This window comes from Desulfovibrio sp. TomC (genome assembly GCF_000801335.2).
Classification (GTDB): Bacteria; Desulfobacterota; Desulfovibrionia; order Desulfovibrionales; family Desulfovibrionaceae; genus Solidesulfovibrio.
In genome coordinates this window covers 43,949-55,195 of the sequence record NZ_JSEH01000029.1, presented here as the reverse complement: position 1 = coordinate 55,195, position 11,247 = coordinate 43,949, and the positions used below count along the sequence as shown (strand labels likewise).

Genomic DNA, 11,247 nt, shown 5'->3' with positions numbered 1-11,247 from the left:
CTGGAATTCTAGCTGATGGTGCCGTTGTCGGCCAGCTGAGGGAAAGCTTATCTTATCAGTCTCAGCTTGTGAAGTTAACTTGGTGTTGCTTTTACCGGGGAAAAGATCAAGAATTGCAAGAGCTAAAGCCTTAGCTTGATTGCCGCGAAAAACACTGTGAGTGAGGTGGTCGCGGGAAATTGGACCGCCTGTTAAGCTCTAGTCCTCAATGATGGAGGACGGTTTCGATGTCCAAGCGACGGAAGTTTTCAGCAGAGTTCAAGGCGAAAGTGGCGCTTGGGGCCTTGTCCGGCGAATTGACCTTGGCTGAGTCGGCCAGCAAATGTGACATGCATCCGACGCGGATCACAGGTTGGAAGCGACGAGCCAAGGAAGCCATGGTTGCGGCCTTTTCCGGGAAGGCGGCGACGGCACAGAAGGATAACGCCGCCGAGATCCGGGAACTCCACGCCAAGATCGGTCAATTGACCGTGGAGAAGGATTCTTTAGAGCGAGCCTTCGCCAAACGATGAGTCGCGAGCGAAGGCGTGGGATGGTCGAACGCGGGCATCCCCGACTCAGTATTTGTAGGCAGTGTCGCATCCTCGGGTTGGCCAGGTCGACTTGGTATCATCGCCCGAAAGGCGAGTCGGCCATGAATCTGGAGCTGATGCGGCATATCGACGAGCAGTTTCTGGAGACGCCATTTTACGGATCGCGCCAGATGCGACGGCATTTGCGGCATCAGGGCATCGAGATCGGACGTGGCCGCGTGCGGCGGTTGATGCGCAAGATGGGGTTGGTGGCGATCTACCAGAAGCCCAGGACGAGTGCGCCGCATCCCGAGCACAAGATTCATCTGTACCTGCTGCGAGATCTTGCGATCAAACGGCCGGATCAGGTGTGGTGCGCCGACATCACGTATGTACCGATGAAGCGAGGCTTCCTGTATCTGGTGGCGGTCATGGACTGGCACAGCCGGGCCGTGTTGTTTTGGTGTTTGTCCAACACCCTGGACGCTGATTTTTGCGTTGCCGCCTTGGAAGAGGCCATGAACGAAACCGGGAGAACGCCGATCACACGAGGCAGCGCGCAAGGAAGAGGCACCGTCTTTTCCTCAAAGTCAGTTCCGGAAATCGGGCCGCGCTCACATTGGGGCTCGTACCCTGGAAGAACATATTTGCAAGACATCATCCATTACGCACAAACCATTCAACTGCCAATATGCCGCAGCACGTAGGCCATTATTCGCTGCTGCCAGAAGATAATGCTTCTTCAATAGCCGTCTTCCACCTGTTTAACTTACGTTCTATGTCCCACCATTGAATGAAGGGGACATCATCGCGCAGGGATGGCGGCGTTGTAGAAGCAGGCTATTGAACGGCTATCCTGGCCCAGAGCATCCCAGGACGTAATCGAGCTAATGATCCCGACATTGGCTGCGAATGACTTCACAATTGCTGATGCAGTTGGGGTGATCATAGGCCTGCCGCGGTGAAATGCCGCTGCACCCATCCAGACATTTCTGCCATTGAATGACACATGGTTCCACCGGCACCGTCGGCGTCAGGGGGACCATCATGGGCGACGCGCTTCCTTGGACAACGCCCCCGTACACAGCGCCTCCACCTGATCTCATCTGCTCGATATAATAGACATTACCCCAAGGGTCGCGGGAATAAAGCCGCTGGCTTTCATCGATGAAATAGGGGCGTTCGTCTCCTTCGACATAGTAGTACAGTCCTCCGCCCGGAGGAGTCACGGCGCTCACGATGCGATGCTGCGCACCCGTGGCGTCCACATAGTAGAGCTGCCCAGTCGGTGTACGCACGAAATTTCCGGTGGCGCCGGACGCTGGAGGAGGTGCTGCGGGATAGACGTACACCAGGGTAGGCGGCTGGGCATGGGCGCAATCAGCCACACCCACGACGAACGCCATCCCGACAAACATTAGAAATAATGGGAGGTTGATACGTCTAAAGACCATGATGTCCCTCCTTGACGGACTATGGATATTTTCGAGTATTGCATCATTTTCCGTCGGAAAGTCAATGGTTCATCGGCGGCCCGGTAAATATCCCCTCCCATGGCCTGGAATCGCAATCTCTCGCGTGACCTTGCCTCTGGCTTCTTGGTGCTATAGGGGAGCCTGGGCAAAAACGCGGTCGGTCGGGTATTTGGCAATGGCTAAAAAAGAATTATATATCATTTGGTAGAAACATTAGAGGAGGTATGCCATGAAGCGTTTATTGCGTATGCTGCTTCTGGTGATCGCCCTCCTTTTCGGGGCAAACCAAGCTTCAGCCTTGGTTATCGGAGGGCCTGGTTTCTATGTAGATGTGCCCCCGCATGTGTATATCGGACCTCCTTATCCAGGCTATTCGCCCTACGGTCCACCCTACTACGGTCCACCTTACTATGGTCCATCGTACTATGGTCCACCGTATTACGGGCCACCCTATCCTGGGCCAGGAATAACGATCGGTGTGCCGGTGAACCCGCGATACTACTACCCTCATAGAGGAAAGTATCACTATCGGCGACGATAACAACAAAACAGAAGATACTGCCAAACTATTTGCAATGCCTGTGGCAGGCTTCATATAAAACACCTAGCGGCGGGTTGTGACAAGCCGCACGACGAAAGCGATCCGGCATATTAGCCGAATCGCCTTCGTTCTTCATTGTCCATTAGAACCACAAAGAATAAATCCATGCGTCAATGTCTGACGACAGCGTGGGAAAGACACCTTTCTGTTTCGTCAGCAAGAAGGCGCTTTACGGCAGGGCCAGATATTTTGCTTGCACCCAACCCAGCACTCCCGAGTCGATGACCAATACCCTGGCCCAGTTGCCCTGGTATTCGTACACCTGAAGTGCCTGGCCGTTGTACACAACGGTACTAGCTTCGCACTTCACAGAAGGGCAGGTGCGAACATGGAGCGACTCGGCTGCCACCACCCGGACATAGCCGGCTGGCGGTGGTGGCACCAAGCCCACGGAAACTGCACAGCCGGACAGAATAACCGCCAGAAAAAGCCCCATCGCCCATCGAGTTCCCGGTCGCATGGTCATGATTCCCTCCCTTTTTGGAAATCTTCAATCAGACGTTTGAACTTGATGTTAACTGATCTAGCCTTTCCATGAGATGCTCAACAACCTTGTTAAATCGGACAGTGCGTTAACAGTGCTGGATAGTTCCGTGATTCGCATTGGCCGAATGCCTGGCTTGTTCCAGAAATAAGCCGTACCCTAAAAACACTCAGGCTCTTCAAGGGAGCGATTGGTACGCGCAGGGATAGCTGTTGTAGTTCTCTACACTGGCATAACGACTTCCTGGGCCAGGGTATGCCGTGCATATGTTCGCGCAATTCTTCCAAATGACATTGCATCTTTGGGCGTTGCTTTCTTAAAGGACGAACGCAGCCGGCCGGTTCGCCGATCAGGTGATGTTCAGCTGACTCTTTCCGTCGGCAATTGCACGAAAAAGTTATCGGCCAGCAGCCGAGCGCTTTGCAGCCATTCCTGCGCAGGGCCGTTTCCCTGATCCGCCAGTTCCTTGAAAGAGGGCCAGTGGGCGTTTAGGATGGTAAAGCAGATGTTTTGGGCGATCCAGTTGTTGACCTCGAAGGGAAGTTTGCCCACCAACGCCATGGCCTTGTTCAAACGCTCGATGCGGGAGACATCCTCGGGCTGTTCGCTCAGTCCCTCGGCCATCTTTTTGATATTGTTTTGCAGCAGATGCCCAAGCCCGGCCACGTCCAGTGGTGCTCCGGCCAGTCGGATCTCTTCGAGCAGAGGCTGCACGGTCTGAAACTCGAGGACATGGTTCTCAAACGCCATGCGGATTTTGGAGTTGAGGCTCAGTTCGGCGGCGATGGCCAACGCCTGAGGCCGTGGCGTGCCGGAACCGTTGAGGAAGCGAATCAGTGGAGCATGATGTTCGTAGAGCATGCCGAAGGCGGCTTCGGCTTCGGCCAGGGTCGGGGTCATGATCAGGTTGAGGACTTTGCGCCGCTCATCGGAAAAAAGTGAAGTCAGCGAATAGGTGGACGGCAAGAAGTGTTCGCCCAACACCAGAATCGTTTTCGGAAAATCGGCTTTGGAAAATGCTTCTGAAAGGTCGTTGATCAGGGATTCGTAGCGTTTCGAGCCTTGATATTCGCCGATACCGCACGTGATGTTGTGATCCCCCAGATGCAGGACGCCAAAACAAAAGGTGCTGAACATGTGGGTGATGTCTGAAAAGACCATCAGCCTTCCGATCACGAGCTTGGTGTTCCCGGCCCGAAAAATTCTGTAGTCTTCAGTAACGACCGAGTAGCAATAGACTTGGCTGTGTTCGGCTATTTCCCCAAACAGAGAACTTATGGCGAAGTGGGCTCCCACATGCACCAAATCGAGCATGGCCGGACGCACGAAACGCTCGAAGATGACCCGTCCGTCCTGGTGTTCGGCAATGTTGCTTTTGGCCTGCCCCAGACGTTCGAGAAACTCCGACTCGCAGCAGCCGATGAACAGCTGATCCGCGAGCTGTAAAACCCGGCCGGCATATTGGATGACTTGCACCGTCTCGATGCCCGAGAGCTCGTCGAAGAACCAGCCACAGCTGGTGTACATGAGCATGGCGTGGCGTTGCAGTTCCATGAGACTAAGGACAATGATCTCTTCTTCGTGCCTGAGTGGGCGGATCGAATGGTGGCTCAGGAACTCGGCCAGCCGTTCAGGCGAGCGCTCCGTCACCACGTCGATATAGGCATTTCTGGCCTCCCATGGATCGGACAGATACCGGACTGCTGTCGGCTCGAAGACCGCGTTGATGGCGTCCCGCAACCAATCCAGGGCCTCGCGCAGGGGAGCGCGCCAAGCTTGGTTCCAGTGTGGGTGCGATCCACTGTTGCAACCGCAATCGGATTGCCAGCGCTCAATCCCGTGGATGCAGCTCCAGGAACTGTTCTCGTAGATCATCACCTCGTGAATCGGCGGATGTTCCTCGAGGTACTGGCCATAATTGGTCAAGCGGGCCAGGCCGTTGGATTCCAGGTACTCAATGGCGCGGGTGAGCGCCATCTCGCCGCCGCGATGGTGATGGCCGTAGCTTTCGCCGTCCGTGGCGATATTGACCAGATGGGGACCAGTTGGACCGGCGCTGTCATCGGGAAATCCGCTCAGAAGCCTTTGGGCGAAGTCCTCGCCGTTGTTGAGCAGACCTTCGAAGGCAACAGCCTGGGAAATGGGGCCATCATAGAAAAACACATTCATAAATCGTCCCGAGGGGAGCGTTATCCGGTAGGCTAGGCCCGGATTGATCCTGCCATCGCTCACATCCATCCACTCTTCCGATGCATAAGGCCGGACCCTGGACGCCTGCCGCGGGGCGAGGATGGTGAAGGTGATGCCCGCATCGGCCATGATGTCCAGGGTTTCGAGGTCTACGGCCGTCTCCGGGAGCCACATCCCTTCCGGAGCGCGGCCGAAGCGGTACTGGAAATCCCGGATGCCCCAAACAATTTGTGTGCGTTTGTCGCGACGGTTGGCCAGTGGCAGGATCATATGATTATAGGGTTGGGCCAGAGCGGAGCCATGGCCCGCGAACTTCTCCTGGCTGAGCCGGTCGGCCTCCACGATGGCCCTGTAGGTTTCGGGTGCGAATTGGCGCATCCACAGCAAGACGGTCGGGCCGAAGTTGAAGCTGATGTTGGCGTAGTTGTTCACCAACTGCGCGATCCGCCCCTGGGTGTCGAGGAGGCGCGACTGGGCGTTGGTCGCGTAGCATTCGACCGCGATGCGCTCGTTCCAATCATGGAAGGGGTAGGCGGAGTCCTGAATCTCGATGGCTTCCAGCCAGGGATTTTCCCTGGGGGGCTGGTAGAAATGCCCGTGGATACAGACGTAGCGCTCCATCGCGTTGACTCCTCTTTGTTGCGCGCACACTGTTCCCCGTGGGGCGCAATCCTTTAGGGAATGGGCATGCCGTCCGGGCCCCTGGGCATGCAGGACAGGACAGCCGGTCAGGCTGGAGCCGTCGGCTCCGCAATCCGGGAAACCAGGAGCGCAAATGGAAGATCACGGAAAATCTCAGTGAGATAGAGAGCGCTCTCGGCAGGCAGCTCCCGGCCGGTGAACACGTCGGTGAATAGCCTCGGCTCCGGTGAAAGCAGGGCCGTGTCCTCCCAGAACGCCCCCAGGGGAAAATGGGCTTCCTCGCCGACAGCCTTGGCGAACAGCCTGGGGATCACGATCAGGACCATGTCCCCGCCCAGCCTCCTGGCGAAACCGAAGGCCATCTCTCGTCGCACGCCCGTAAACGCCAGCGGCCGGTAGTCCCCTTTGCGGAAGAGTTCAGCAAAGTCCTGGCGGGTTTGCAGACCTCGCCAGATCAGGAACAGCTTGATGCGGCCGTCCTCGGGATGCTCAATAAGCTGGTGCGCGAGTTTTTTGCTGTCAGCCTCGAAGGCCCCATTGATTTCCTTGAAGACCTTTTGTCGCCGGCTGTAATCCACTGGCCGGCGGTTGTCCGGGTCCACCATGGAGAAGTCCCACAACTCCGTGCCCTGGTAGAAATCCGGGACGCCGGGAGCGGCGATTTTAAGGAGGGTTTGGGACAGGGAATTGACCATGCCCACCTGGGCAACTCTTTTCAGCAATGGCTCGCACCGGCCGGGGAAGACGTTGCCCGGTCCCGGCTTGAGCAGGGCTTCGGCGAAGTCGCCGTAGGCTTGCTCGCCCTGCTCGTCGGGACTCAGCCAATTGGAGCGCTCCTTGGCTTCCCGCATGGCCTTGATCAGATAGGCGCGAAGCCGCTGCGGAAAGGAAGCCCGCTCCGTCTCGTCAAAGGGCAGGTGGGCCAGCAAGGTCTGGTAGAGAAAGTACTCCTCGTTGCGGTCCGGGGCCTGGGAGGTTTGGCCCCTTCCTCGTTTCCCTCCGGTCGCCTGGCGCAGAACCTTCAAGGTCTCGGTCCATTCCTGCGGCATCTCCGAGAGGGCGGCCAAGCGCAAACGGGCGTCCTCCCCCCGCTTGGTGTCGTGGGTGGCCGAGGCGTTCATCGTCGCGGGCCAGGACTCCATGCGTTTCTGGATGGCTGCATGCCATTTCTCGGCGGTCAGGCCGAATCGGCCGGGATCGCTGCCGACCTCATTTAAACAGAGCAGCCGGTTCATGACGTAGAAGGTGGAGTCCTCCATGGCCTTGGCCATGAGTGGGGCGGTCACCTGCTGAAAGCGCATGGCAAAATTGGTCCATTCCCGCTTGCCCGCGGCCACGAGTGTTTCGCCGAATTCCAGCAAGAGGAAGCGCTCCAGGAAGTCCAGTTCGAAATCCAGGTCCGGGTTGGCCCGGCGGGTCTGGCGGATCGCGGCCCGGATGTAGGACAGGTCGAGCGGCCGGAAGGCCTCGTGGCTGAGGTAGGTCCTGTAGATGGGGAATTGGACGAGAAGACCGGCGATGGCCTGCTTGAGCGCCGCCATGGTGATGTCGATGCCTTGCCGGTCCATACTGGAAAGCGTTTTGACCAGCCGGGCCAGATTGTCCACGTCCCCGGCCATGTGCCGCTTGATGATGTTCTTTTTCTTCTCAGCCAGGATCGCATCCAGGGACTGTCGTATTCCGGCGTACCCGGCGTAGGCCTTCTGGAAGGCCGTTTCCTGGTCGGCATGGACGAACAGGTTGCAGGCCAGAGCCATGAAATCGTAGCCCGTGGTTCCCTGGACCGGCCAAAAAGCCGGCAGCGATTCATGGCGCATGAGGATTTTTTCCACCACGATATAGGCGTCTGGAGCTTGCCCCCGCAGTCGCTGCAGGTAGAGCGAGGGATCATAGAGGCCGTCGATGTGGTCCACCCGCAGGCCGGAGAAAGTCTGATCGTGAAGGTATTGCAAGATGAGCTTGTGGGTGTGGCTGAAAACCTTTTCATCCTCGATGCGCAAGGAGATGAGGTTGTTGATGCTGAAAAAACGCCGGTAGTTGATCTCCTCTCCAGCCACTTTCCAGAAGGAAAGCCGGTAGAACTGTTCGGAGAGCAGATCGTCGAGCAGGGCGAAGCGATCGCCTTCCCCGTCGTTGCCCTGGCCGTTGAATATTCTGACGTTGGCGTCGATGAACTGATGCAGCGATGGGCTCGACTGATACATCTCAAAGAGAAGGCGCTTGATAAAAAAAATCTGGGTATAATACTCGGACTCCCGTTTTTCTCCGGTCACGGCTTTTATGTTGTACAAGATGCCAAGAATTTTTATATAATCAATGTTCTCCAGGCCAATGCTGTCCCGCAGGGATCTCAGGTTGTAGGTGAGTATCTTTCCGTAGGAATCGATGCGCAAGGGAAACTTGATATCATAATAGTGGACGCTGAAACCGTCCTCGCCAAAGCGTATCTGTATCTCGCCATTTTCCAGGGCTTGGCTGTAGTAGACGCCCAAAAAGGGGGCCAGCATCCGCCCAGCCATGCTTTTGTAGGGGTGGTTCCATTCGATATCGAAGAAATGATAATACCGTGAAGATTCCCCGTTTTCCAGAAGGTCCACCAGCATGTCATTGTCGCCGGATACGGCCATGTGGTTGGGCACGATGTCCTGGATCCAGCCCAGTCCCTGCTGCTTGCATTCGGCCATGAGCTGTTCGAACGCTTCAGGCGTGCCCAGTTCGGGATTCAGTTTTTGATGATCGCAGACGTCGTAGCCGTGGGTGGAGCCCGCCCGGGCCTTGAAGATGGGGGAGGCGTAGATGTGGGTAATGCCGAGCGCCGCCAGATAGGGCACGATCCGCCGGCACTGCTCGAAACCGAATTCCGGGCGCAGTTGGAGTCGGTAAGTGGCCAGGGGGGCGACGATCATGGGCGAAACTCCTTGCGGACATAGGCAGCCATGGACCAGGGGGGGAGAAGTGCCTCGCCCAAAAGGACCTGCGGCATGGTCGCGCCCGGCCCGCCCCAACGCACCTCTGACGAGTCGAGCAGCCGATGCCAGATACCGGCCGGGGCCTCCCGGCCGACCGCGCCGGTTGGATCGGACCCGGCCGGTTGGGCGTGGGCGGACGCCCTGCCGGGACATACCTCCAGGCCCAACCGGTCGGTCGCCACGCGCAGGGGCGCTGCGGACAAGTTAAACAGGCAGACCAGAAGCAGCGCGCCGTAGGTTCCTTCGAGAACGAGCAGGCCTTGCTCATCGGCCCAAAGCGCTCGGGGATGTCCGTTTCCGGCCTGGGTCAGGCCCAGGCGCTTGCGCTGGCGGATCAGTTCCTCATACCAGTCGCGCAGCAGCCCATGCTGGCCGGTGGTCCGTTTTTCCCAATGCAGCTTCGAATGCTGAAAGGTCCGCTCGTCCTGCGGATCGGGCGGTGGGAGCCGGCCATCACCCAGTCCGGCGAACTCCTCCAGCCGTCCTGTCCGCACAGCCTGGATCAAGTCGGGATCGTGATGGCTGATGAAATAAAGGAACGGGTGGTCCTCCCCGTATTCTTCGCCCATAAAGAGCAGAGGGAGAAACGGGCCAAGCAGCAGCAAGCCGGCTGCGGCCTTGTTGGCTTCGAATCCGACCAGGGTGGCCAGGCGTTCCCCGTGGGCTCGGTTGCCGGTCTGGTCGTGATTCTGCAAAAATACCGTCAAGGCGCAGGCAGGCAGGCGAGCCGAATCCGCGCCATGCCCACGGCGATGGTAGGCGGAGTACTGGCCCGAGTAGGCAAATCCCTGGGTCGCGGCCGCAGCGAGGTGCTTCATGCGTCCGTAATCCGCGTAGTAGCCGTGCCGTTCGCCGGTGAGCCAAGCGTGCGCACCGTGATGGAAATCCTCATTGTAGATGCCCGACAGGCCAAGCCCACCACGGCCCGGCGGCAGGACCAACCTGGGGTCGTTCAAATTGCTTTCGGCGAACAAATAGGGCCGGTGGCCATGACGGGCGGCGTAGCGCCTGGCCAGTTCGGCTAATTCCCCTAGAAAGGGCCGGGGACTCTGGTCGAAAATGGCGTGCGTGGCGTCCAGCCTGAAGCCGTCCACATGATAGTGGTCGAGCCAATGCAGGACAGAATGGAAAAAGAAGTGGCGGACATGGTCGCTGTCCGGGCCGTCGTAGTTGAGGGCATCGCCCCAAGGTGTCTTGTGGCTGGTGGTAAAGTAGGGGCCGAAGTCACGCAGGTAGTTTCCTTCCGGTCCGAGGTGGTTGTAGACCACGTCCAGGACCACAGCCAGTCCCCTGGCGTGGCAGGCATCCACGAAGAGCTTAAGTCCTTCGGGACCACCGTAAGCGTGGTGCACGGAGAATGGATACACGCTGTCGTATCCCCAGTTGCGCCTACCCGGGAATTGCCCCACGGGCATGACCTGCACGGCGGTCACGCCCAGGGCGGCCACATCGTCCAGGCGCTGCCCGGCCGCGGACAACGTGCCCTCTGGGGTGAAAACGCCCACATGCATCTCGTACAGGATCAGTTCAGACAGGGCCGGGGGCGTGAAGCCGGCGTCCCGCCACTGGTGGGAGCCGTGGTCCACCAGGGCTGACGGGCCGTGGACGCCATGGGGCTGATGTGGGGAAGCCGGATCGGGCCGGCTGCGCTCCCCATCGAGACGGAAACGGTAGAGATCCCCCAGGGCCAGCCCGTTGTCCTCAGCGAGCCAGTAACCGTCCCCTAATCGGGCCATGGCCAGACGCCCAGTCACAGTCCAGGGCGTTTCCCAGCCGGCTTCCCCGCCTGGGTCCAAGCGGGACCGTTCCTTCCCAGTCAAAGGCGCGATGCGCTCCAGTTCGACCGTATCGGCCCGCGGGGCCCACAGGCAAAACCGGTAGGTATCGGGGCCGATTTTTCGATGGCCGACCTCCGGCAGGGGTCGCGGCCCCGGGATGAGTGTGTCGATTCCCATGCGGTCCCATACTCCGTGCGCACAGGTCTGCCGTCCGGCCGGATCATTGTGACGCGAGGCAGGAGTACACAAGATAAGGATAGACATTTTTTCTCATATAAGGTCAAGGTCTATTGAAGGAGATTCTCTCATTTGAGCTAATCCGGAGAACAGGGAGGCCGGCATGCTGCCAATCGATCCGCAATGGTACCAGAAGACCATCATCTATGAACTGCATGTACGTTCTTTCGCGGACAGCGACGGCGACGGCATTGGCGATTTCAAGGGATTGATCGGCAAACTGGATTATCTGGAGCGCCTGGGTATCGAGGCGATCTGTACGACCGCGCGGACATGGCCAGCGTCCAGTTGAACGCCGTGTGCTGTCAACTTCAAGGACGTGTACAGGGGTGACCTGTCTGAGACTTTTCAGACCAGCT

At 58.2% G+C, this 11,247-nt stretch carries 6 protein-coding genes and 1 pseudogene; 2 read left to right on the top strand and 5 right to left on the bottom strand.

Annotated features, from left to right (window positions below; all coding sequences use genetic code 11):
* Nucleotides 1-227 precede the first annotated feature (227 nt).
* Nucleotides 228-1,057: pseudogene (locus tag NY78_RS25635) on the top strand (IS3 family transposase); the annotation flags it as partial.
* Nucleotides 1,058-1,399: 342 nt separating this feature from the next.
* On the opposite strand, the gene NY78_RS19665 reads toward NY78_RS25635, so the two are convergent.
* The 5 genes from NY78_RS19665 to treZ form a co-directional block, all read right to left on the bottom strand.
* Nucleotides 1,400-1,966, bottom strand: coding sequence for a hypothetical protein (locus NY78_RS19665; RefSeq protein WP_043639973.1), 567 nt, complete (start codon nucleotides 1,964-1,966; stop codon nucleotides 1,400-1,402).
* 791 nt (nucleotides 1,967-2,757) lie between these two features.
* On the bottom strand, nucleotides 2,758-3,054 hold the full coding sequence (locus NY78_RS19660; protein WP_043639970.1) for an SH3 domain-containing protein: 297 nt from the start codon (nucleotides 3,052-3,054) through the stop codon (nucleotides 2,758-2,760).
* Nucleotides 3,055-3,432: 378 nt separating this feature from the next.
* A complete protein-coding gene (locus NY78_RS19655; protein WP_043639967.1) occupies nucleotides 3,433-5,883 on the bottom strand; it encodes a DUF3536 domain-containing protein in 2,451 nt (816 codons plus the stop codon).
* A 107-nt stretch (nucleotides 5,884-5,990) separates the two neighbouring features.
* Nucleotides 5,991-8,810 carry a malto-oligosyltrehalose synthase gene (gene treY, locus NY78_RS19650; RefSeq protein WP_197084278.1) on the bottom strand — a complete coding sequence of 940 codons (2,820 nt, stop codon included), beginning with the start codon at nucleotides 8,808-8,810 and terminating at the stop codon, nucleotides 5,991-5,993.
* On the bottom strand, nucleotides 8,807-10,828 hold the full coding sequence (treZ, locus tag NY78_RS19645; protein ID WP_047960303.1) for a malto-oligosyltrehalose trehalohydrolase: 2,022 nt from the start codon (nucleotides 10,826-10,828) through the stop codon (nucleotides 8,807-8,809). Before treZ ends, treY begins: the two co-directional genes overlap by 4 nt.
* Nucleotides 10,829-10,991: 163 nt before the next feature.
* Here treZ and NY78_RS19640 point away from each other — a divergent pair, with 163 nt between their 5' ends.
* Nucleotides 10,992-11,180: an alpha-amylase family glycosyl hydrolase gene (locus tag NY78_RS19640; RefSeq protein WP_043639965.1), complete on the top strand. Its 189-nt coding sequence runs from the start codon at nucleotides 10,992-10,994 to the stop codon at nucleotides 11,178-11,180.
* Nucleotides 11,181-11,247 lie beyond the last annotated feature (67 nt).